Genomic DNA, 21265 nt, shown 5'->3' on the forward strand with positions numbered 1-21265 from the left:
ACCCGTTGGCTTCCCTGTCGCGCTTCGGGTCGATCGCAGTAGCGTTGGTGACGCCTTGACTGCTGCCTCTTGAAAGTGGATATACAACCAACAGTAGGGTGTACGTCATCCGTGTTTGAGAACCCTTTGTTCTAACCCTGCTGATAATTGATTTCTTCTGGCTATGAGGCCAATTGCCATTCGGCTGGCATGCTCTCGCTAGACGGTGGCGCAAGTGCCAGCAAGTCACCGACGAAATGTGACCGTTCGTCAGTGCGGCCTACTTGCTTGTACGTGCCTTTCGCGTCAGTCTCTACAGCAGATTCCCACCTATGTCGTTCAGGACTATCCCTATGTCGTTACGCATCTGCATCCTTGAAACCGATGTCCTGCGACCGGAGTTGACCGCGCAGTACCAGGGCTACGGCAGGATGTTCGAGCAGCTCTTCTCGCGTCAGCCGATCGCCGCCGAATTTCGTGTGTACAACGTGATGAACGGCGATTACCCCGCCGACAGCGAAGTGTTCGATGCCTATCTGGTGACGGGCAGCAAAGCCGACTCGTTTGGTACCGACCCGTGGATCCAGACCCTGAAGGCCTACCTGCTGAAACTGTACGAGCGTGGCGAGAAGCTGCTGGGTGTGTGTTTCGGCCACCAGTTGCTGGCGTTGACTCTGGGTGGCAAGGCCGAGCGTGCCGAACAGGGCTGGGGCGTAGGTATCCATCGCTATTCGCTGGCGGCCCATGCGCCGTGGATGGACCCGGAGGTGTCGGAGCTGACCTTGCTGATCAGCCACCAGGACCAGGTGACCGAGTTGCCGGAAGGCGCCACGGTGATCGCCTCCAGCGACTTCTGCCCGAACGCTGCCTACCACATTCGTGACCAGGTGCTGTGCTTCCAGGGGCACCCCGAGTTCGTGCACGACTACTCCCGTGCGCTGCTCGATGCACGCCAGGAGTATCTGGGTGATGAGGTGTACCACAAAGCCGTGGCCAGCCTGGCCACCGAGCACCAGGGCGACCTGGTGGGGGAGTGGATGCTGCGGTTTATCCAGCAGCCGGTGCGCAAAGATTCTGCAGCGTGATGGCTGGGGGGTGCTTTGCAGCCCATCGCGACACAAGGCCGCTCCTACAGGGATCGCGAATAACCTGACTGAGGCGGTCCCCTGTAGGAGCGGCCTTGTGTCGCGATGGGCCGCAAAGCGGCCCCGACAATCTCAAAGCCAGCCCGATTTCTTGAAGCTGGCATACAAAGCGGTACAGCCCAGCCCGATCACCCCCAGCACCCCGAAATACCCGTAGTGCCACCCCAGCTCCGGCATGTTCTGGAAGTTCATCCCGTACACCCCGGCAATTGCCGTGGGGAATGCCAGGATCGCCGCCCAGGCCGCGAACTTGCGCTGCACGATACTCTGCCGTGACGACTCCAGCAGCATGCCGATCTCGATGGTCTGGCTGGCGATGTCGCGGATGCCGGCAAGGTCTTCCATTTGCCGCGTCACGTGGATCTGCACATCACGGAAGTACGGGCGCATGTTCTTGTCGATGAACGGGAAGCTCAGGCGCTGCAGCTCCTCGCTCACTTCCACCATCGGTGCCACGTAGCGGCGCAGGCGCAGGATATCGCGGCGCAGGCTGTGCAAGCGGCGGATATCGTCCTCTTGCAGCGAACCGCCAAGCACGCTCTGCTCGAGCTCTTCGATCTCGCCATGAATGGCCTCGCTGACCGGCTGGTAGTTCTCGGTGACGAAGTCGAGCAAGGCATACAGCACGAAATCTTCGCCATGCTCCAGCAGCAACGGCCGCGCCTCGCAGCGTTGGCGCACCAGGGCATAGGATTTGGAGTGGCCGTTGCGGCAGGTGATGATGTAGCCGTTGCCGGCGAAGATGTGGGTTTCAATGAACTCCAGTTTGCCTTCGTGGCGCACCGGCGAGTAGGTGACGATGAACAGGGCGTCACCGAAGGTTTCCAGCTTGGGGCGGCTGTGTTTTTCCAGGGCGTCTTCAATGGCCAGTTCGTGCAGGTTGAACTGGCACTGCAGGTTGGCCAGTTCCTCTGCGTTGGGCTCTTCCAGACCGATCCACACAAAGTGCCCTGGCTTGCGGGCCCATTCGCTGCCTTCATCGATGCTGATGTTGGTGACCTTTCTGCCGGCGCTGTACACCGCCGATGCCACGACTCGACCCATGGTTGTTCGCTTATTCCGGTTGGACACGGGTTACAGCTTGGGCTGTAGTGGGCTCAAGAGCAACCTAGCGCTTGGCCAGTTCCCCTTCCATGCGGTCGATGCATTGCTGCATCTGCCCCCGGCACTGTTCGATCAGCGCCGGCAGGTCCTGCAGGGTCATGCCCGTCGTTGCGATCGGTGGCAGCGAGCGCACGATCACCGTGCGCTGGCGCCAGCTGTTCAGGTTCAGGCGCCCGGCATAGCGGCTGACGCATACCGGCACGATCGGCACGCCGGCCTCGATGGCCATGTGAAATGCGCCTTTCTTGAAGGCCAGCAGGTGCTCGCCGGGATTGCGCGTGCCTTCGGGGAAAATCCAGATAGAGGTGTCGTCCTGCAGTACCCGGGTGGTCTTCTGCATGGCCTTGCGTGCCTGGTAGGCGTTCTTGCGGTCGACCAGCACGTTGCCACCCAGCCAGAACAGCTGGCCGAACAGCGGGATCCAGCCCAGGCTTTTCTTGCCGATGGCGACAGTGCGCTGGGGCACCACCTGGCCCAACACGAACAGATCGTAGTTGGACTGGTGGTTGGCGACGATCACGCAGCCTGGCGGGTGGTCCCATAGCGGGCCGACTTCGGCCTTGACCCTGATTCGCATCAGCCAGGTGGCCGGCAGGCTGTAGAGGCGGGCGAACACGCGGCTGTTGTCGGGGTTGAAGGGGCGGCACAGGCCAATGACCAGGCCCAGGGCGCCAACCACAAGGAAATGCAGCGCCAGCAGGAACATGCGCAATGAATAAAGCATGGTACGACTCACACCAGACAGTCGCCGGGGAGTGTACGGATGTGCACTGGTCGGGGCAAACCCTGAGGTGCGAACCTGTGATGGCCCTTTCGCGGGTGAACCCGCTCCCACAGGATCGCCACACCTTCAAGGTTGGGAGTTCCCTGTGGGAGCGAATTCACCCGCGAAGAGGCCGGCCCGGCTAGCCCATATGCTGCTGATCCAGCTCGATCGCCTTGTCCAGTGCCTCCAGCAGCCCTTTGCGCACCTTCAGCTTGGTGTTCTTGTGCGCCAGCATGTTCAGCTTCTTCAGCTCCCGCGCCGCTGCCAGTGCCGCATCCTGCAACTGCTCGGCCGGCACCACCTTGTCGAGGAAGCCGGCGTCTACCGCGCCCTGCGGGTCAAACACCTCGGCATTGATCACCGAGCGGTGGAAGGCCGAGCGGCGCAGGCGGTCGCGGGCCAGTTCGATGCCGGCATGGTGCATGGTCATGCCGATCTGCACTTCGTTCAGGCATACCTTGTACGGCCCTTCGACGCCAATGCGATAGTCGCCCGACAGCAGCAGGAAGGCGCCCTTGGCCACGGCGTTGCCTGGGCAGGCGACCACCACCGGGAACGGGTGCGACAGCAGGCGGCGGGCGAGGGTGGAGCCGGCGGTGACCAGGCTGATCGCCTCGTTGGGGCCGCTGGTCATCACCTTGAGGTCGTAGCCGCCAGACAGAATGCCGGGCTGCCCGGTGATGATCACCACCGCGCGTTCTTCGGTGGCGCGGTCGAGCGCGGTGTTGAAGGCGGCGATGACGTCTGGCGAGATGGCGTTGACCTTGCCGTTGTTCAGGGTCAGGGTGACGATGCCGTCTTCGGCGTGGTAGGTAATCAGCTCGCTCATGGCAGAGTCCTTTTGTTGGCGTGGCGACGACGTTACCCAGCGCCAGGGGCGAGGTAAAGCAGTAAGGCTGACTGGTCGGTCAGCGTTCGCCGGGCCCTAAATGCAAATGCATGAAAAAATTGAAAAAAATGCTTGCCAAAGGGAAGGTCTTTCACTAAATTAGCGCACCTCGACAGGCTGCAAGGCTTGAAGAGAAACGGTGAAGTGTCCGAGTGGTCGAAGGAGCACGCCTGGAAAGTGTGTATACGAGAAATCGTATCAAGGGTTCAAATCCCTTCTTCACCGCCACATTCTACGAAGAGCCCCCGAGCTGAGAAGCCGGGGGCTTTTTGTTTTTGGGGCCTTTGGGGCCGCTTTGCGGCCCTTTCGCGACACAAGGCCGCTCCTACAAGCGTGCGCGGTCCCCTGTAGGAGCGGCCTTGTGTCGCGAAAGGGCTGCAAAGCAGCCCCAAAAAATCTAGAAGCTGACCGAAGCCGAAAGCCGAGCCGTTCGCGGCGCCCCCTGGAACAGGTAGTTATCCCCCAGGTAATCCCCCACATCGCGCCAATAGCGCTTGTCGAACACGTTATCCACAGTCAGCCGCAGCACCGTGTCATATCCCCCAATGCGCGTGCGGTAGCGGCTACCCACATCGAATACCGTGTACCCACCAACTTCCACATTCCCTGCCTGGCTCGCATATTTGCTGGCGCTGTAGCGCGCCCCGCCCAGCAGTGCCAACCCCGGTACCGGCAGGGTGTATTCCGCCTGCAGCGCTGCCCGGAACCTGGGCACGTTGATCGCCTGGTGGCCTTCATAGGCATCAGTCCCGCTGTTCTGCACCCGCGCCCGAATGGCCGCGGCGCTGGCTTGCAGCTGCAGGTTCGAGGTCACCCAGCCACTGGCGCCAAGCTCCAGACCAGTGTTCTTCTGCTGGCCTTGCTGCACGTAGGTGAAGTGGCCGGCGCCGTCCGGGCGCGCGTACTGGTATGCCTGGCGGATCTGGAACAGTGCGGCGCTGAAGCTCAGGCCTTGCCAGTCGTGCTTGAGGCCCAGTTCCAGCTGGTGCGAGGTAGTCGGTGCGAGTATTTCGAATTTGTTCTCGGCGAACCAGGGTGCGGTACCGCCGGCCGACAGGCCTTTGGAATAACTGGCATATACCGTGGTATCCGGCTGTGGCTTGTAGATGAGCGCGGCGTTGGGCAGCAACTCGTACTGCCGGGTATGGCGACCGGCAACGCCGTCCTCATTCCAGGTTTTCTCGTCCAGGCGTACTTCTCGGGCACCCACTACGGTCTGCCACTGGTCGTTGAAGCTGATGCGGTCGCTCACGAACAACCCGTATTGGCGGCTGTCCAGGCGACGTTCGCTAGACCTGATGGGCTTGTCGGATGGGTCAAAGGCCGGTGCACCAGTGTAGATGTTGCCTGTACCTACCCATTCCATATAGCTGGGGCGCTGATCCAGCGTGCGCCGCTGCGCACTGGTGCCCACGGTCAGCTCATGTCCTACGCCCAGCGCATCGAAATGCCCGTTGAGCATGGCCTGCGCCTCGTCGGTACGGCGGGTGTCGTCGGGGCTGCGGAAGTCGTAGATGTCGTAGTCGCCGTTGCTGGCGAAGAACGCGCCTTCGCTCGAGCCCCAGGCAAACGAGCTGTAGTCATCGATCACCACCTTGCTGCGCGAGGCACTCAAGGCCCCTGTCCAGGCTTCGTTGAAACGATACTCGAAGCGCCCGCCCAGGTTCAGCGAATCGTTCTGCACCGGCTTGGCCCAGTGCTGGTAGGCCAGGCGGTCGTCCGGGTCGATGCCATGGGGTACTTCGCTGCCACCGAGCAGCTGGTAACCCGGCACCGAGCGCTGTTCGCGGTGCTGGTATTCGGCATCCAGCTGCAAGGTGGCATCCGGGTTGATCTGCCAGTCGAAGGCCAGCGAGGCGAAGTCGCGCTTGCCGTCGGCGTGGTCGACGTAGGAGCGGATGTCTTCGTGGGCCAGGTTGGCCCGCAGGCCGAACTGCCGCTCGCTGCCGAACCAGCCGCCCAGGTCGGTGGCCAGGTAGCGTTCGCCTTGTTCGTTGGCCGACACCGTGACGCTGCGCACGTCTTCGGCGCGCTTGGTCACGTAGTTGACCAGGCCGCCCGGCTCCGACACACCGCTCTGCAGCCCGGACAGGCCCTTGAGCAGCTCTACCTGCTGCTTGTTCTCCAGGGCCACGTTCTGCTCGCCGGCGATGGTCTGGCCATTGATGCGGTAGCTGCTGGCGGCATTCAGCTCGAAGCCGCGCACATTGAAGTTTTCGTAGTAGCCGATGGGGGCGTAGCTTTCGCCCACCGAGGCATCGCTTTGCAGCACTTCGCTGAGCTGGCGCACCTGGCGGTCTTCCAGCAGTTGCTGGCTGAACACGCTGATCGAGGCCGGGGTGTCGAGCAAGGGCGCGGGCTGGAAGCCGCCCACGGCTGCCTGGCGTGCCTGGTAACCGTCGTTGGCGTAGGTGTCGGACACCTGCAGCGGGGCCAATAGCACGCTGTCTTCGGCAAGCACATGGGGGCAATGCAGGGCCAGGCCCAGGCTGAGCAGGCTCAGGGGCAGGCGGGGGTGACGCGGGGGCATGCGGTGGGGCTCCTGGATGCGCACTCCTGTGCCGGCCTCTTCGCGGGTAAACCCGCTCCCACAGGAAAATCACTATCCTCAGGTGCAGTGATATCCCTGTGAGAGCGGGTTTACCCGCGAAGAGGCCGGCACAGGCCATGAAAAAGGCGGCATCTTACAGCCGCCTTCAACATAAAACGATCCGGACCGTCCGATATCCAGTCAGCCTTTACTGGCCGGCCGCCTGTGCTGCCGCCAGTTGTCATCGATCTTCGACCAGGTCTTGCCATCGGTAATGGCCATGAGCTTGCGCCCGTCCTTGAAAGTAGCCAGGAAGGTAGCTTCTTCTTCCTTGCCACCCAGCCACAACCCGGCCAGCAACCCCACCGGCCCGGCCACCAGTGCACCGGCCACGCCCCAGCCCAGGGCACTGCCCAGGCTGCGGTTGGATTCCAGGCTGGCCAGCCGCAGGTCGCTGATGCGCGCCAGGGAAATCCGCTCGCCGGGGGAGGGGCTGCGCGGGGTCTTGAGTGTGAGCGATCCGTTGCGATATTCGCCTTCACCTTGCAAGAAATCGCCGGATTGCACCGTGAGTCTTGTCATAACGTCGTCCTGTCAGGGAAAGGGCATTGGCCAGCGACTACTGAGCGCTGCCGAGGCAGGCAAGTCAACGGCCATGCGACAGAGGGTCGTGCGGTGCATTGTCACTCTCAGGCTGGCGCTCCTACAGGGGTTATGCGTCAGCTTTGCGGGCGGAAGCAAGCCACGCCAGCAACGCCAGCCCGCCAATCACCAACCCGGCCACCACGATCCCTATCCAGCCCTGGCGCTGGAACAATTGCGTGCCCAGCAGCGACCCCAAGGCCCCGCCAATGAAGTAGCAGGTGATATACCCGGCATTCAGCCGCGTGCGCGCCTCGGGCCGCAGGGCAATCACTGCATTCTGGTTGCTCACATGCACCAGTTGCACTGCCAGGTCGAGCATCAGCACGCCCAGCAGCAAGGCCGGCAACGACTGCTCGGCAAAGCCCAGCGGCACCCACGACAGCAGCAATACCACCAGCCCCACGGTGGTGCCCAGCGAGCCCTTGCCACGGTCGGCCAGGCGCCCGGCCCAGTTGGCCGACAGCGCACCCGCTGCACCGGCCAGGCCGAACAGGCCTATCACTGCATCCGAATAGTGGTACGGGCCTTTCGCCAGCAGGAACGCCAGTGGCGTCCAGAACAGGGCGAACAGGCTGAATGCCAGCAGGCCGAGCAGCGAGCGCAGGCGCAGCACCGGTTCTTCGAGGAACAGGCGGAACACCGAGCCGATCAGCGCCGGGTATTTCAGCCCGGCATGGCTGTGGTGTTGCGGCAGGCTGCGGTACAGCGCCACGGCGGTGATGGCCATCAGCACTGCGGCCAGTACGTAGATGCTGCGCCAGCCACCGAGTTCGGCCATGAACCCGGCGGCGGTGCGTGCCAGCAGGATGCCCAGCAGCAAACCGCTCATCAACGTGCCGACCGCGCGCCCGCGCTGGTGTGGCTCGCTGAGGGTCGCGGCCATGGGCACGAGGATCTGCGCCACCACCGAGAACAGCCCGGTCAGCGCAGTGCCAAGGATCAGCCACGGCAGGCTCGGTGCGCAGGCGCTGATGATCAGGCCCAGGGTGGAAATGGCGGTCATCACGGTGATCAGCCGGCGCTGCTCGAACAGATCGCCCAGCGGCGCCAGCAGCAACAGGCCGGCGCCGTAGCTCAGTTGTGCGGCAATGACGATGCTGCCGGCACTGGCAGTGCTCAGGCCGAACTGCTGGGCGATGCTGTGCAGCAGCGGTTGCGCATAGTAGTTGCTGGCGACGGCCAGGCCGGTGGCGGTGGCCATCAGCAGGATCAGGGCGCGGCTGAGTGTGGGGGTGTGCATGTGCTTCTCGTGGCAGGTGGATAAGTGGATAGCCTGTGCCGGCCTCTTCGCGGGTAAACCCGCTCTCACAGGGTCACCACAGTACTCGAAAGCCGTGGTATTCCTGTGGGAGCGGGTTTACCCGCGAAGAGGGCGGAACGGGCAACCCGTCAATCAGGCGGCAAACCCGCCATCGACCGTCAGGCTGGCCCCGGTAATGTACCCCGCCTCAGGCCCCGCCAGGTAAGCTACGAAGCTGGCAATTTCATCCGCCTCGCCATACCGCCCGATCGCCATCAGCGGGATCAGGCTGTCCGCGAATTCGCCGCTGGCCGGGTTCATGTCGGTGTCCACCGGCCCTGGCTGCACGTTGTTCACGGTAATGCCGTTCGGCCCAAGGTCACGGGCCATGCCGCGGGTCAGGCCGACCAGCGCCGATTTGCTCATGGCATAGGGGGCGCCACCGGCAAACGGCATGCGCTCGGCATTGGTGCTGCCAATGTTGATGATGCGCCCGCCTTGGCCCATGTAGCGTGCCGCGGCCTGGCTGGCGACGAATACGCTGCGCACGTTCACCGCCAGCATGTGGTCGAAGTCGGCCAGGTCGAACTCGGTCACCGGCGCTACCGCCAGCACGCCGGCGTTGTTGACCAGGATATCCAGCCGGCCGAAGGCCTTCACGGTGTCATCCACGGCCAGTTGCACAGCCGCCGCGTCGGCACTGTCGGCCCGCAGGGCCAGGGCTTTGCCGCCGTTTTCGGTAATTTCCTGCGCCAGTGCCTGCGCCGGGCCGGCGGAACTGACATAGGTGAAAGCCACCTGCGCGCCTTCGCGGGCCAGGCGTCGCACGATGGCTGCGCCGATGCCGCGGGAACCGCCTTGTACCAGGGCCACCTTGCCTTCGAGTGTGTGTTGCTTGGACATGTTGATCTCCTGCTGTAGCCAGGCTGGAATGCCTTGGATGGGCGCAGTATCGGCGCTTGATTACCTGCTGATAAGATGGCAATCACTATCATCAGAGTGAACCTTTGGTTGCCAATCATGGCCGTGGAATCGTTCAACGCGTTGGAATGCTTCATCCGCAGTGCCGAAGTCGGCAGCTTTGCCGAGGCCGCCAGGCGCCTCAGCATTACCCCGGCTGCCGTGGGCAAGCATGTTGCTCAACTGGAAGCGCGCCTGGGGGTGCGGTTGTTCCAGCGTAGTACCCGCAAGCTGACCTTGACGGAGGCCGGGCAGCGGTTTCTGGGCGAGGTCAGTGACAGCTTCCGCACCATCCAGTACGCCGTGGCCAACCTGGCCAGCAGCGAAGGCCAGCCGGCCGGGTTGTTGCGGGTGAGCATGGGCACGGTCTTCGGGCGCTTGTATGTGTTGCCGTTGCTGTCTGAGTTTCTGCGTCGCTACCCGGCCATTACCCCGGACTGGCATTTCGACAACCGCCAGGTCGACCTGATCGGCCAGGGCTTCGATGCGGCGATTGGCGGAGGCTTCGATCTGCCTCCGGGGGTGGTGGCACGCAAGCTGACCCCGGCGCACCGGGTGCTGGTGGCAGCGCCGGCGTACCTGGGCCGGCACGCACCGATTGACGACCCGCAGGTATTGCAACGGCATGACGGTATCCTGATCCGCTCGCCGCAGACCGGGCGGGTGCGTTCATGGCCGCTGACCAGTCGTTGGCAGGTGCAGCAGCCGTTGCAGTTGCGCCAGGCGATGACCATGAGCGATTCGGATGCGGCTTGCGCGGTGGCCGAGCAGGGCCTGGGGATTGCCCTGGTGAGCCTGCCGTTTGCCGTGCCGTACCTGGACGGCGGGCGGCTGCGGCGGGTGCTGCCGGACTGGTACGTGGATGATGGGCATATCAGCCTGTATTTCGCCGAGCACAAGCTGCTACCGGGCAAGACCCGGGCATTTATCGATTTTGTCGTGGAGCAGTTCGAGAAGCAGGGGCTGGCGGGGCGGTTCGATGCCTTGCAATCGGTGTAGGAGCAGCCTTGTGCTGCGAAGGGGCCGGTAAGGCAAAAAGATTTTCTGTGTTGCTCAGGGACCCTTCGCAGCACAAGGCTGCTCCTACAGGGGCAACACCGGCTTCAGGAGCGAAGAGGCCTGCTCAGACAACATCGACAATGATCAAAGTCTGCGCCCCCAGGCTCACCTCATCATCAACTTTCTTGCCCAGCAACTGCTGCCCCAGCGGCGAACGCGGGGTAATCACCGTCACCAGCCCATCCCCCACGCCAATCTTCAACCCCGCCGCCTCGGGCCCGAGGAACAGTCGGCGCTGCCCGCCATGTTCATCCTCCAGCGTCACCAGGTTGCTCACCTGCACCCCGCGTGCCGGGTCATGATCGCGCAGCAGCAGTTGCTGGTAGGTCAGCAGCGCCTTGCGGATCTCGGCGCTGCGGCGGGCCTGGCCGGTGGCCAGGTACGAGGCTTCCAGGCCCAGGGTGTCGTACTTGTTCTCGGCGATGTTCTCCTCGGCAGTGGCGGCTTCGTACGCGGTTTGCGCCGCGCGGGTCAGCACATTCAGGTCATGTTCGAGGGCGGCGACGATCTGCGCCAGCAGGCTGGGCTTGTCCATGGTCAGTAACAGAACTCCAGCACGTTGGCCTGGCTTTTGTCGGTGGGCGCGGTGCGGTTCTGCTGCAGCCAGAACTGGCACTTGGGGCTGTTGAGGTTGCGCGGGTTGCCCTGGGCGGCCTCGGCGGCCTGTTGCAGCTCCTGCTTGTGCAGGATGTCCTTGTAGCGTTCGAACATTTGCGCCTGGGCATCCGCCGCAGGGGCTGGCGCTGGCGGCGTGGCAGGCCGGTATGCGGCGGGGGCCATCGCCTGGGCCAGCGGCTGTACCTGCTGTGGCCACAGTTGCAGGGCCAGCCACAGGCTGGCGGCGATCGCCACGGCGCCCAGCCACAGGCCAAAGGCAACGCACACGATCAACGGCAACGGCTTGAGGGTGATCTTCAGTTCACGGTGGCGCGGCATGGCAGCCTCCTGGCAGGGTGTTCGGGGTGCATTGTCGCATGCGCCTGGGCATTTTTCCGCGCAGGTGCTTTTGTCAGCGACAATTTATGCGCAGAATGCGCGGTTTTTCCGCTGGGCGAGGGCAGGGCACATGAAAGCCACCTGGGACATCTTCTGCAGCGTCGTCGACAACTACGGCGATATAGGCGTGACCTGGCGCCTGGCCCGGCAGCTGGTGGCCGAGCACGGCCTGGCAGTGCGGCTGTGGGTGGATGACCTCAATGCGTTCACGCCCATGTGCCCCGGGGCCGATGCCAACGCCCCGCAGCAGTGGCAGCACGGTGTGGATGTGCGCCAGTGGCCGGTGGCCTGGCTGCCGGTGGCGCCGGCTGATGTGGTAATCGGTGCCTTCGCCTGCCAGTTGCCAGCAGCTTATGTAGAGGCAATGCGTGCTCGCGCCACGCCGCCGCTGTGGCTGAACCTCGAATACCTCAGTGCCGAGGACTGGGTGGAGGGTTGCCATGGCTTGCCTTCGCCGCAGCCCAATGGCTTGCGCAAGGTATTCTTCTTTCCCGGCTTTACCGAAAAAACCGGTGGCCTGCTGCGCGAGGGCTCGCTGCTGGCGCGGCGTGATGCGTTCCAGCAAGGCGCACGGCAGGCCTTCTTGCAGGGGCTTGGTGTTAACCCTGGAGCGGGGACGTTGCTGATTTCCCTGTTCGCCTATGAAAACCCGCAACTGGGCAACTGGCTTGATGCCCTGGCCTCAGGCGAGCAACCTTGTCACCTGCTGGTACCGCAAGGGCGCGTTGTCGCGGGGCTCAGCCAGTGGCTTGGCGAGGTGGAGCTGCAAGTGGGCAGCCTGTGCAAGCGAGGGGCGCTGACCGTGCAGGTGCTACCTTTCGTCAGCCAGGACGACTACGACCGGTTGCTGTGGAGCTGTGATTTCAATGCCGTGCGCGGCGAAGACTCGTTCGTGCGTGCACAGTGGGCCGGGCAGCCGATGCTGTGGCACATTTACGTGCAGGACGAGAATGCCCATTGGGAAAAGCTCGAAGCGTTTCTCGCGCATTATCGACACGGGTTGTCAGGCGATGCCGATGCCGCCCTGCTGGGCTTGTGGCGAGCCTGGAACATGGATCGCGACATGCGCCAGGCCTGGCAGGCGGCCCGCCAGCACTGGCCGGAGCTGCAGCAGCATGCGCGGCTTTGGGCGGCGCGACAGGCCACTCAGCCGGACCTTGCCACAGCGCTAGTACACTTTTACCGAAATTCGCTATGATACGCGGCCTCGATTTTTATAAATCCATCCAGATTCGGATACTTCGTAATGAAAACTGGTAAAGAACTGAAACCCGGTACCGTCCTGCGGATCGACAACGACCCGTGGCTGGTTCAAAAAGCTGAGTTCACCAAGTCGGGCCGTAACAGCGCGATCATGAAGACCAAGCTGAAGAACCTGCTGACCGGCTACAAGACCGAAACCGTCTACGGTGCAGACGACAAGCTGGACGACGTGATCCTGGATCGCAAAGAAGCGACCCTGTCGTTCATCAACGGTGACGAATACACCTTCATGGACACCACCGACTACACCATGTACGAACTGAACGCCGAGGACATCGAAGCCGTTCTGCCGTACATCGAAGAAGGCATGGAAGACGTCTGCGAAGCCGTGTTCTTCGAAGGCCGCCTGGTATCGGTTGAACTGCCGACCACCATCAGCCGTCAGGTTGTCTACACCGAGAACGCTGCACGCGGCGACACCTCGGGCAAGGTCATGAAGCCTGCCAAGCTGAAGAACGGTACCGAAATCTCGGTTGCCGACTTCATCCAGATCGACGAGTGGATCGATATCGACACTCGCGACAACAGCTTCAAAGGCCGCTCCAAGAAGTAATCCTTCTTGTGAAACGCAAAAACCCGGCCTTGGCCGGGTTTTTTCATGCCTGCGTTTTTGCAGTTCTCGATGCTGGCTCTTGCTTTTGTGGGAGCGGCCTTGTGTCGCGAAAGGGCCGCAAAGCGGCCCCGGCGATATCAAGGGTGCCCGAGATTCTGGGGCCGCTTCGCGACCCATCGCGACGCAAGGCCGCTCCCACAGCCTTACACGGTCACGTGCAGGCGCACATCCACATTGCCGCGGGTGGCGTTGGAGTACGGGCACACCTTGTGCGCCTTTTCCACCAGCCCTTCTGCATCCGCCTGGGCCAGGCCCGGCAGGTTGATGTGCAAGTCGATGTCCAGGCCGAACCCCCCCGGAATCTGGCCGATGCCCACCTTCGCGGTGATCGAGGCGTCCGCCGGCAGGGCCTTTTTCTCCTGCCCGGCCACGAACTTCAGGGCACCGATGAAGCAAGCCGAGTAACCGGCGGCGAACATCTGCTCGGGGTTGGTGCCGTCACCGCCTGCGCCGCCCAGTTCCTTGGGGGTGCTCAGGCTGATCACCAGCTTGCCGTCACTGGAACGGGATTTGCCGTCGCGCCCACCGGTGGAGGTAGCTTCTGCGATGTACAGCGGAGTGACCTTTTGCATCTTGAGCCTCGCTAATGTGCTGTGCGCTCCCCGTCTGGAGGAGGGCGCGGGTTGGTGTGGGATTTAAATTAGCGCGCAATTAGTTTGTGCGCAAGATAAATCTTCGCCGCTCATCCGAACGGCCATTGCACAGCATAGCTGTCAGAGGTTTTTCTGCAGGTTCTCGCGTAGCGCCAGCAGGTCGGCCTGCAGTTGCTGCAGCTGTTCCAGGCTGTGGCCGCTGGCCTTGAGAATGCACTGCGGCACTTCTTTGGCCTGCTGCTGCAAGGCGCGGCCCTTGTCGGTCAACTGCACCAGTACCACTCGCTCGTCCTCGCGGCTGCGGTTGCGCTGCAGCAGGCCTTCGCTTTCCAGGCGCTTCAGCAGCGGCGTCAGCGAGCCAGGGTCGGTGAGCAGGTGCTGGCTTATCTCGCCGACGGTCAGGCCGTCATGCTCCCACAGCACGAGCATGGCCAGATACTGCGGGTAGGTCAGGCCCAGGGCCTGCAGCAGCGGTTTGTAGACCTTGGTCATCAGCAACGAGGTGGAGTGCAGGGCGAAACAGACCTGGTTGTCCAGCAGCAGCTCGTCACAAGAGGCTTGGGTGTTGGCGTTCATGCAGGTCCTTGAAAGTAATCAATGGGAAAGTCTGGCACGCTGATCGTTAGTGCGCGCTTTATTCGCGCAGTTCACTGCGCAAGGCCAGGTCCCAGGGTGGAATCGGGCTGAAGCGGCTCTTGAGAAATTCGAGCAGCAAACGGCTGCGAGAGTTCGTTTCATGTTCCAGGCGAAGCGCGTAGATACCGCTGCTTTCCGCTTTGGGCAAGCCACCGTCGCAAAACAACGGCATCAGCTCGCCGCGTAGCAGGTATTCGCTGATCAGCCAAGTGGGCAGGTGGGCGATGCCCAGGCCGGCGAGGGCGCCGAACAGCAGGGTCTCGGCATTGTTGGCGGCCATGCGCATGCGCGAGGGGCGGTACAGGCGGGTTTGCCCGGCCACGTTGAAACGCCAGGCGAATGGCGGCGCCAGGCCGTCCCAGTCCAGGCCGTCGTGCCCGGGCAGCTCGCTGGGGCAGGTGGGCATGCCGCGGCTGGCCAGGTAGGCAGGGCTGGCACAGGCGATGCGCACCATGTAGGCCAATGGCGTGGCGACCAGCCGGGTATCGGCCAGGGGGCCGGCGCGCAGCACCAGGTCGACCTCGCCCAGGTGGCTGCCATGCAGGTCGACAAAGCTGTCGATCAGGCGCAGTTGCACATCCAGGCCTGGGTAGGCGACCAGGAAATCAGCGATGGCCGGGGCCAGGTGGCGGCGGCCGAATGCGGCGGGGGCGTCGATACGGATCAGGCCTTCGGGGGCATTGCTCAGCGACACCGCTTCGGCGCGAGCCAGGCGCAGTTCCTCGATGATGCGCCTGGCCCGTTCGGCAAAGGCATTGCCTGCAGGTGTGGCGCGCACGGCGTGGGTGCTACGGGTGAACAGGCGGCTGCCCACGGCGCTTTCCAGGTTGTCGATGCGCCGGGCCACGGCGGACGGCGTCAGCGGGTGGCGGCGGGCGGCGGCAGAAAAGCTGCCGGTTTCCAGCACATCGAGGAACAGGCTTAGCTGGTCGGTCAGGGTATCGGGGCTCATGGCTGCCTTGCTTTTGCGAAAAACGCATAGCCATTGTGCGCTGCTGTGCGTTTCCCCGCCAGCCCGCAATCGTTAGCATGCTCGCATTGTATGCATAGGCGGGTGAGGCCCTGATGATCGAGTGGTTGTTGTATATCGTGCTGGGTGCGGCCCTGGGGACCATGGGCGGCCTGTTCGGCATTGGCGGTGGGCTGATCGCGATTCCCGCCCTGGGCGTTCTGTTCGGCCTGGACCAGCAACTGGCGCAGGGCACGGCGTTGGTGATGGTGGTTCCCAATGTGCTGCTGGCGCTGTGGCGTTATCACCAGCGTAACCGCATCGAGTTGCGCCATGCGCTGCCGTTGTCGCTGTGCAGCTTCGTGTTCGCCTGGCTGGGGTCGATCTGGGCGGTGGGGCTGGATGCGCATTCCATGCGCCTGGGCTTTGTCGGCTTTCTGGTGGCCTTGGCAGTGTGGAACGTGGCGCGGATGTTCATGAAGGTGACACCGCCCAGCGCCGAGTTGCGCTATGCCTGGCCGTGGCTGGGTGTGCTGGGCAGCTTTGCCGGGACCATGGGTGGCTTGTTCGGGGTGGGTGGGGCCGTGGTGGCCACGCCGATCCTGACCAGTGTGTTCGGTACCACCCAGGTGGTGGCGCAGGGGCTGTCACTGGCGCTGGCGGCGCCGAGTACCTTGGTAACTCTGGTGACCTACGGGGTGCACCACAGTGTCGACTGGGGTGTGGGGGTGCCATTGGCGGTGGGCGGCTTGCTGAGTATCAGCTGGGGGGTGAAGTTGGCCCATGCGTTGCCGGAGAAAGTGTTGCGGACAATGTTCTGCGTGTTTTTGGTGGTGTGTGCGGTGATGCTCGGGTTTGAGCTTTGAGATTTTGGGGCCGCTTTGCGGCCCATCGCGACACAAGGCCGCTCCTACAGGGGATCGCGTACCCTTGTAGGAGCGGCCTTGTGTCGCGATGGGCTGCGCAGCAGCCCCAAATCACTTGAACCCTTCGACGATGTAATCGGCCATGCAATCGGTGATCGGCGAAGGGTTCTGGGTACTGCGCACAAGCATCACATTGGCCACGGGCAACTGCGGCAACCCTTCGCTCTCCCCCAGAATGCGGATATTCCCGCCAATCAGGCTCTGCAACTGTGCGGTCACCGCCAACCCTGCGGTGACAATGGCAAAGATCGCGGCCAGGCTCGGGCTGGTATAGGCGATGCGGTAGTCGATGCCCTGGGCCTCGAGGGCATTGCAGGTCCAGGCCCGGCAGAAGCAGTCGGTATTGAACAAGGCTACCGGCATGGGGCGTTGCTCCTGCGGACAGAAGCCTTCCGCGGCGGCCCAGACCAGGCGTTCCTGGCGCAGCAGCTGGCCAATCTCGTTGCCCGGCTCACGGGTGACGATGGTCAGGTCCAGGTCCTGGCGCAGCATCAGCTGTTTGGAGGAGTCGCAATGCACCTCCACCTGCACCAGCGGGTAAGCCTGGGCAAAGCTCGACAGAATGGTCGGCAGGAAGCGCATGGCATAGTCATCCGGCGTACCGATGCGTACTACCCCGACCATGTGCGGCATGCGCAGGGTGTTGAACACTTCGCCATGCAACTTGAGGATGCGCCGGGCATAGCCCAGCAACACCTGGCCCTCGGCGGTCAGGCGCACCTGGCGGCCGTCGCGCTCGAACAGCTGGCGCTGCAGGATGTCCTCCTCCAGGCGTTTCATCTGCATGCTTACCGCCGACTGGGTGCGGTTGACCACCTCGCCGGCGCGGGTGAAGCCACCCTGCTCGGCGATGGCCACGAAGGTGCGCAGTACGTCCGCATCGAGGCTCTGGTACTGGGACATTGCATCAATCTCCGAGATGCATGGCATCAGAAACATTCGTTGGATTGATCTTATGCCTGGCGCGAGACTGGAGCCATCAACACGGAGGGCTTCACGATGAAAGGTCATGTCAGCAGCATCCAGCAACCTGCCTTTTCCCTGAACCACCTGTGGCATGCCGCCCTGCAGCGCCCGGCGCGCTGGCTGCAGCTGTACCGCCAACGTCAGGAACTGGCCAGCCTCAGTGACGCAACCTTGCACGACCTGGGGTTGAGTCGGGCGGATATCCAGCAAGAGGCCGAACGGCATTTCTGGGATGACCCGCTGCGGAAATAGGCTAAGTTTGTCGGTGGAATCACTGGCCTCTTCGCGGGTGAACCCGCTCCCACAGGGATACCACTGGTCTTGAGCGATGTGGAGTCCCTGTGGGAGCGGGTTCACCCGCGAAAGGGCCGGAACAGACACTACAAGGAGTTCAGGCTTGCCCCTCAAGCTGTCCATCAGCCAGGCCCGCCGCCTGGCCCTTTCTGCCCAAGGTTTCGGCAAACAGCCGGAATCGGTGCCGACCCTGCCAGCACTCAAGCGGATGCTGCAACGCCTGGGCGTGTTGCAGATCGATTCGGTCAACGCCCTGGTCCGCTCCCACTACCTGCCGCTGTTTTCCCGGCTGGGCAACTACTCGCATGCCACCCTCGACCATCTCGCCTGGGGCAGTGGCCGCCAGCGCCTGTTGTTCGAGTACTGGGGCCATGAAGCCTCATTGCTGCCGCTGAGCCTGTACCCACTGCTGCGCTGGCGCATGGCCCATGCCGCCGATGGCCGTGGCATCTATCGCCAGCTCGCGCAGTTTGGCCGTGAACGCCAGGATGTGATCGCCCGGGTACTGGCAGCGGTCCGCGAACAGGGCGCCCTTGGCGCGGGCAGCCTGTCCACCCGTGAGGAGCGGGCCGGCCCCTGGTGGGACTGGAGCGAGGAAAAGCACGCGCTGGAGTGGCTGTTCGCCGCAGGGAAAGTGACGGTCGCTGGCCGACGTGGCTTCGAGCGGCTCTACGATGTGCCGGAAAAGGTCCTGCCGAAAGCGATTCTCGACCAACCGTTGCCCAGCGAGACCGAGGCGCATCAGGGCTTGATGCTGCACGCCGCCACCGCCCTGGGCGTAGCTACTGAGCGCGACCTGCGCGACTACTTCCGCCTGGACCCGGGGCAAGGCAGGGCGGCACTGGCGGAACTGTTGGCTGATGGCCGCCTGCAAGCGGTCGAGGTGCAGGGTTGGAAGCAGCTTGCCTACTGCGCCGGCGCACCGCGTATCCCCCGGCGCATCCAGGCCAGCGCGCTATTGTCGCCATTCGATTCACTGGTATGGGAACGCAACCGCACCGAGCGCTTGTTCGACTTCCGCTACCGCCTGGAAATCTACACCCCGGCGCACAAGCGGGTGTATGGCTACTACGTGCTGCCGTTCCTGTTCCGCGAACGCATCGCCGCGCGCGTGGACCTGCGTGCCGAGCGCGCCCAGGGGCAACTGGCAGTGCATGCGGTGCATGTCGAGGCAGCGGGCCTGGACGAAGAGGGGTATCAGGCTTTGGCCGGCAACCTGCTGCGCCTGGGCCAGTGGCTGGGCCTGGGGCGGGTGCAACTGAACTGCCCGCGGGTTGAGGGCAGCCAGTTGCGTCAGGCTTTGCTCAGCGTCGCACCTGCTTGAGGGTTTCGGCGATCAGGAAGGCCAGCTCCAGCGACTGGTCGGCGTTCATGCGCGGGTCGCAGTGGGTGTGGTACCGGTCAGACAACGCATCTTCGGTGATCGGCCGGGCACCGCCGATGCATTCGGTGACGTTCTGCCCGGTCATCTCGATGTGGATGCCGCCGGCATGGCTGCCCTCGGCCTGGTGCACCTGGAAGAACTGCTTCACCTCGTCCAGGATCTGCGCAAAGTCGCGGGTCTTGTAGCCGCTGCTGGCCTTGATGGTGTTGCCGTGCATCGGGTCGGAACTCCACAGCACCTTGCGCCCTTCGCGCTCGACGGTGCGGATCAGCCCCGGCAGATGGTCGCCAACCTTGCCGGCGCCCATGCGCACGATCAGGTTCAGGCGCCCGGGGTCGTTGGCCGGGTTCAGCGTGTCGATCAGGCGGATCAGTTCTTCAGGGTTCATGCTCGGGCCAACCTTGACCCCGATCGGGTTGTGCACGCCGCGCAGGAACTCCACATGGGCACCGTCCAGCTGGCGGGTGCGGTCGCCGATCCACAGCATGTGCGCCGAGCAGTCGTAGTAATCGCCGGTCAGGCTGTCCTGGCGCACGAAGGCTTCTTCATAGTTCAGCAGCAGTGCTTCGTGGGCAGTGAAGAAATTGGTTTCGCGCAGCTGTGGCGCGCTGTCCAGGCCGCAGGCGCGCATGAATGCCAGGGTTTCGTCGATGCGGTTGGCCAGTTGGTGGTACTTGTCGGCCAGCGCCGAGTTGGCGATGAAGTCCAGGTTCCACTTGTGCACCTGGTGCAGGTCGGCAAACCCGCCCTGGGCGAAGGCGCGCAGCAGGTTGAGGCTGGCGGTGGCCTGGTGGTAGGCCTGCAGCAGGCGCTCCGGGTCGGGAATGCGGCTTTTCGCGTCGAAGCCGATGCCGTTGACGATGTCGCCACGGTAGGCGGGCAGGGTGATGTCGCCGATGGTTTCATCGCCCGCTGAGCGCGGCTTGGCGAACTGCCCGGCCATGCGCCCGACCTTGACCACCGGGCAGCCGGCGGCGAAGGTCATGACAATGGCCATCTGCAGCAGCACCTTGAAGGTGTCGCGGATTTTCGCCGCCGAGAACTCGGCGAAGCTCTCGGCGCAGTCGCCACCCTGCAGCAGGAAGGCGCGGCCTTCGGTGACCTCGGCGAACTGCCGGCGCAACTCGCGTGCCTCGCCCGCGAACACCAGCGGCGGGTAGCTGGCCAGCGTCTGTTCGACCTTCAGCAGGTGCGCGGCATCGGGGTAGGTCGGTTGCTGCTGGATCGGCAGGGCGCGCCAGCTGTCGGGGCTCCACGGTTGGTTCATCTCGGGCTCGGTCTTGTCGGTTGTAGGCTATGGGCCATGGTAACAGTTGGCGCTGCGCTTGTTGCATCGAGGGTGTTGGCGGACAATGCGCGTTTTTGCGCGGGTGGGTGGCAAGCATGACGGCGGAACGGCAAGAGCGGCTACTGGCACGGGTGGAGGACGCCTTTGGCGTCATCAGCGTGTATGAAGTCGACGACTACCGCTTTCTGGAGTTCGGCGATGCGATCGAGCAGAGCTGCGTGTTCACGGCCGACCCCAGCTGGCTGGAGTATGACTATACCCGTGCCATGCTGGTGGGCGCGTTGTGCCACGAGCAGCCGGAGAGCGCGCTGTTTCTCGGCCTGGGTGCCGGCACGCTGACCCAGGCCTGCATGAAATTTCTGCCGCTGGACGATATCGAGGCCATCGAGCTGCGCCCGGACGTACCGCGCCTGGCCATGGAGTATCTGGGCCTGGACGACGACCCGCGGCTGTATGTACGCATCGGCGATGCCCTGGAGCTGTTGCCCACGGCCGAGAAGGCCGACCTGCTGTTCGTCGACCTGTACACCGACCATGGGCCGGGGGTGGGCCACCTGGCGTGGAACTTCCTGGAGAACTGCCAGCAGCAGCTGAACCCGGGTGGTTGGCTGGTGATCAACCAGTGGGCCACCGACGACGGCAAGCCGCTGGGCGCGGCGTTGCTGCGCGGGTTGTACCACCGGCATTACTGGGAGCTGCCGGTGAAGGAGGGCAATGTGATCCTGCTGGTGCCGTCGGACCTGGAGCAGACGCTGGACCTGGATGGGCTGAGGGCCCGGGCCGAGGCGCTGGCGCCGCGTCTGGGGTATAGCCTCGAGGGGCTGATCCGCGAGATTCGGCCGGCTACCTGAATACCGCGTCGCCTGATTCGCGGGTAAACCCGCTCCCACAGGGATGTCATGGACCTGAGAGCAACGCTGTACCTGTGGGAGCGGGCGACGCGGTATCGCAGACTGGAATCGTTTCAGCCGCATATTGCTGATGGCCTGATACTGGCCGGACACCCTGAAAATATTCCTCACGTACCCGCACTATTTCGG

At 63.6% G+C, this 21265-nt stretch carries 22 protein-coding genes and 1 tRNA gene; 9 read left to right on the forward strand and 14 right to left on the reverse strand.

What is annotated here, in order from left to right:
* Positions 1-332: 332 nt before the first annotated feature.
* Positions 333-1064 carry an amidotransferase gene (locus tag R9B85_RS19495; protein WP_112251836.1) on the forward strand — a complete coding sequence of 244 codons (732 nt, stop codon included), beginning with the start codon at positions 333-335 and terminating at the stop codon, positions 1062-1064.
* Between the two features lie 132 nt (positions 1065-1196).
* Here R9B85_RS19495 and R9B85_RS19500 read toward each other — a convergent pair whose 3' ends face one another.
* The 3 genes from R9B85_RS19500 to R9B85_RS19510 all read right to left on the reverse strand — a co-directional run bounded on the left by R9B85_RS19500 (position 1197) and on the right by R9B85_RS19510 (position 3823).
* Positions 1197-2168 carry a magnesium and cobalt transport protein CorA gene (locus R9B85_RS19500; RefSeq protein WP_015269363.1) on the reverse strand — a complete coding sequence of 324 codons (972 nt, stop codon included), beginning with the start codon at positions 2166-2168 and terminating at the stop codon, positions 1197-1199.
* A gap of 64 nt (positions 2169-2232) precedes the next feature.
* Positions 2233-2952, reverse strand: a complete 720-nt coding sequence (locus R9B85_RS19505; RefSeq protein ID WP_207878767.1) for a lysophospholipid acyltransferase family protein — start codon at positions 2950-2952, stop codon at positions 2233-2235.
* A 181-nt stretch (positions 2953-3133) separates the two neighbouring features.
* Positions 3134-3823, reverse strand: coding sequence for a crotonase/enoyl-CoA hydratase family protein (locus R9B85_RS19510; protein WP_423770476.1), 690 nt, complete (start codon positions 3821-3823; stop codon positions 3134-3136).
* Positions 3824-4021: 198 nt separating this feature from the next.
* Here R9B85_RS19510 and R9B85_RS19515 point away from each other — a divergent pair.
* Positions 4022-4111 (forward strand) — tRNA-Ser (locus R9B85_RS19515).
* Positions 4112-4280: 169 nt separating this feature from the next.
* Here the strand turns inward: R9B85_RS19515 and R9B85_RS19520 are convergent.
* The 4 genes from R9B85_RS19520 to R9B85_RS19535 all read right to left on the reverse strand — a co-directional run bounded on the left by R9B85_RS19520 (position 4281) and on the right by R9B85_RS19535 (position 9201).
* The gene (locus R9B85_RS19520; RefSeq protein ID WP_423770477.1) at positions 4281-6413 is read right to left on the reverse strand and encodes a TonB-dependent siderophore receptor; all 2133 of its coding nucleotides are present in this window, start codon (positions 6411-6413) and stop codon (positions 4281-4283) included.
* A gap of 201 nt (positions 6414-6614) precedes the next feature.
* Positions 6615-6995, reverse strand: coding sequence for a hypothetical protein (locus tag R9B85_RS19525; RefSeq protein ID WP_112251840.1), 381 nt, complete (start codon positions 6993-6995; stop codon positions 6615-6617).
* A gap of 130 nt (positions 6996-7125) precedes the next feature.
* Positions 7126-8298 (reverse strand): MFS transporter, encoded by a 1173-nt coding sequence (locus R9B85_RS19530; RefSeq protein ID WP_112251841.1) that lies wholly within the window; start codon positions 8296-8298, stop codon positions 7126-7128.
* A 153-nt stretch (positions 8299-8451) separates the two neighbouring features.
* Positions 8452-9201 carry a 3-oxoacyl-ACP reductase family protein gene (locus R9B85_RS19535; RefSeq protein WP_423770478.1) on the reverse strand — a complete coding sequence of 250 codons (750 nt, stop codon included), beginning with the start codon at positions 9199-9201 and terminating at the stop codon, positions 8452-8454.
* A 117-nt stretch (positions 9202-9318) separates the two neighbouring features.
* Here R9B85_RS19535 and R9B85_RS19540 point away from each other — a divergent pair, with 117 nt between their 5' ends.
* The gene (locus tag R9B85_RS19540) at positions 9319-10257 is read left to right on the forward strand and encodes a LysR family transcriptional regulator (RefSeq protein WP_112251875.1); all 939 of its coding nucleotides are present in this window, start codon (positions 9319-9321) and stop codon (positions 10255-10257) included.
* 124 nt (positions 10258-10381) lie between these two features.
* On the opposite strand, the gene R9B85_RS19545 is transcribed toward R9B85_RS19540, so the two are convergent.
* Entirely contained in the window at positions 10382-10852 is a 471-nt protein-coding gene (locus R9B85_RS19545) for a GreA/GreB family elongation factor (protein WP_423770479.1), read from the reverse strand.
* Positions 10853-10854: 2 nt separating this feature from the next.
* Complete coding sequence (locus R9B85_RS19550; RefSeq protein ID WP_112251844.1) at positions 10855-11253, reverse strand: hypothetical protein; 399 nt, start codon at positions 11251-11253, stop codon at positions 10855-10857.
* Positions 11254-11383: 130 nt separating this feature from the next.
* On the opposite strand from R9B85_RS19550, the gene earP reads away from it, so the two are divergent.
* Both earP and efp read left to right on the forward strand, forming a co-directional pair.
* Positions 11384-12511, forward strand: a complete 1128-nt coding sequence (gene earP, locus R9B85_RS19555; protein ID WP_423770480.1) for an elongation factor P maturation arginine rhamnosyltransferase EarP — start codon at positions 11384-11386, stop codon at positions 12509-12511.
* 48 nt (positions 12512-12559) lie between these two features.
* Positions 12560-13129, forward strand: coding sequence for an elongation factor P (gene efp, locus R9B85_RS19560; RefSeq protein ID WP_013971530.1), 570 nt, complete (start codon positions 12560-12562; stop codon positions 13127-13129).
* A 203-nt stretch (positions 13130-13332) separates the two neighbouring features.
* Here efp and R9B85_RS19565 read toward each other — a convergent pair whose 3' ends face one another.
* The 3 genes from R9B85_RS19565 to R9B85_RS19575 all read right to left on the reverse strand — a co-directional run bounded on the left by R9B85_RS19565 (position 13333) and on the right by R9B85_RS19575 (position 15370).
* Entirely contained in the window at positions 13333-13761 is a 429-nt protein-coding gene (locus R9B85_RS19565) for an organic hydroperoxide resistance protein (RefSeq protein ID WP_423770481.1), read from the reverse strand.
* A 141-nt stretch (positions 13762-13902) separates the two neighbouring features.
* Positions 13903-14358: a MarR family winged helix-turn-helix transcriptional regulator gene (locus tag R9B85_RS19570; RefSeq protein ID WP_112251846.1), complete on the reverse strand. Its 456-nt coding sequence runs from the start codon at positions 14356-14358 to the stop codon at positions 13903-13905.
* Between the two features lie 58 nt (positions 14359-14416).
* Positions 14417-15370: a LysR family transcriptional regulator gene (locus R9B85_RS19575; protein WP_112251847.1), complete on the reverse strand. Its 954-nt coding sequence runs from the start codon at positions 15368-15370 to the stop codon at positions 14417-14419.
* Positions 15371-15483: 113 nt separating this feature from the next.
* Between R9B85_RS19575 and R9B85_RS19580 the strand changes: the two genes are divergently transcribed.
* Entirely contained in the window at positions 15484-16233 is a 750-nt protein-coding gene (locus tag R9B85_RS19580) for a sulfite exporter TauE/SafE family protein (protein WP_112251848.1), read from the forward strand.
* 111 nt (positions 16234-16344) lie between these two features.
* Here R9B85_RS19580 and R9B85_RS19585 read toward each other — a convergent pair whose 3' ends face one another.
* Positions 16345-17196 (reverse strand): LysR substrate-binding domain-containing protein, encoded by an 852-nt coding sequence (locus R9B85_RS19585; protein WP_061552405.1) that lies wholly within the window; start codon positions 17194-17196, stop codon positions 16345-16347.
* Between the two features lie 96 nt (positions 17197-17292).
* Here R9B85_RS19585 and R9B85_RS19590 point away from each other — a divergent pair, with 96 nt between their 5' ends.
* Positions 17293-17511, forward strand: a complete 219-nt coding sequence (locus R9B85_RS19590) for a DUF1127 domain-containing protein (RefSeq protein WP_013971536.1) — start codon at positions 17293-17295, stop codon at positions 17509-17511.
* A 145-nt stretch (positions 17512-17656) separates the two neighbouring features.
* Positions 17657-18877, forward strand: a complete 1221-nt coding sequence (locus R9B85_RS19595) for a winged helix-turn-helix domain-containing protein (protein ID WP_215521539.1) — start codon at positions 17657-17659, stop codon at positions 18875-18877.
* Here the strand turns inward: R9B85_RS19595 and R9B85_RS19600 are convergent.
* Positions 18858-20204 carry a class II 3-deoxy-7-phosphoheptulonate synthase gene (locus R9B85_RS19600; RefSeq protein ID WP_215521538.1) on the reverse strand — a complete coding sequence of 449 codons (1347 nt, stop codon included), beginning with the start codon at positions 20202-20204 and terminating at the stop codon, positions 18858-18860. The two genes, R9B85_RS19595 and R9B85_RS19600, sit on opposite strands and share 20 nt — an antisense overlap.
* Positions 20205-20320: 116 nt before the next feature.
* Here R9B85_RS19600 and R9B85_RS19605 point away from each other — a divergent pair, with 116 nt between their 5' ends.
* A complete protein-coding gene (locus R9B85_RS19605; protein WP_112251856.1) occupies positions 20321-21076 on the forward strand; it encodes a spermidine synthase in 756 nt (251 codons plus the stop codon).
* Positions 21077-21265 lie beyond the last annotated feature (189 nt).

This window comes from Pseudomonas sp. NLJ1, assembly GCF_049486705.1.
Lineage (GTDB): Bacteria > Pseudomonadota > Gammaproteobacteria > Pseudomonadales > Pseudomonadaceae > Aquipseudomonas > Aquipseudomonas inefficax.